Source organism: Vibrio sp. 1978 (assembly GCF_033344345.1).
This window is the reverse complement of sequence record NZ_JAWPOP010000215.1, coordinates 1-922: the sequence shown is the minus strand read 5'-3', so window position 1 is coordinate 922 and position 922 is coordinate 1. Positions and strand designations below refer to the sequence as shown.

At 45.1% G+C, this 922-nt stretch carries 1 protein-coding gene; it reads right to left on the bottom strand.

The window, feature by feature from the left end; genetic code table 11:
• Positions 1-922 (bottom strand): AAA family ATPase (locus tag R8N49_RS25640; protein ID WP_318190271.1); only part of this gene is annotated, 922 nt, incomplete at both ends.

Sequence of the window (922 nt, the reverse complement as noted above, 5' to 3'; positions counted from 1 at the left end):
CACAACCTGGAAGCGCCTCGTTAACGCGGCATCTTTCTCAAAATATTTTTTGTATTCAGCCCAAGTAGTTGCAGCGATGGTCCGTAACTCTCCTCGAGCCAACGCTGGTTTCAATATATTAGCAGCATCACCTTGTCCCGCTTGACCACCACCTCCGATTAGACCATGAGCTTCATCGATAAAAAGAATGATTGGCTGCGAAGATTCGTTAACTTCTCGAATGAGATTTTTAAGTCTGTTTTCAAACTCCCCTTTCATCCCCGCACCCGCCTGAAGCAAAGCAAGATCGAGTGATTTGATGGCAACATCATGTAAAGCCGGAGGAACATCCCCATCCACTATTTTTTGCGCCAGCCCCTCAATTACCGCAGTTTTACCTACACCAGCCTCACCCGTTAAGATCGGATTGTTTTGGCGGCGACGCAATAAGATATCGATCATCAAGCGGATTTCATTGTCGCGACCGATAACAGGGTCTATTTTTCCAGCTTTAGCTTGCTCAGTAAGATCCGTTGTGAACTGATTCAATGCTGAGTTCGAGCTACTCGTCGCCTTAGAAGTATTGTTTCCACCATCGCCCACATGCTCTTTCATTGCGACTAGGCGAGATGGTTCGACTTTGTCTAGCTCCGCGCTAATAACGTTCATCATATTCACTAGCGTGTCATCAGAAAGATACGCAAACAGTAACTGGATACAGTTCACTTGTTCTTCATGAAACTCTATCGTTGCGCACATCAAAGCATTCTGCATCATGGTTACAGTATGAGCAGAAAGGCCTGGGACGGTTTGGCATCCCGTTTTGTATTTTTCAAGCTGAGCTTGCAGTTGTTCTTCGACTTTTCTTTCATCAATATCAAAAGCTTCAAACACTTCTGAATAAATACCGGATGGATGTTGAACTATCGCCAACAACCAGTGG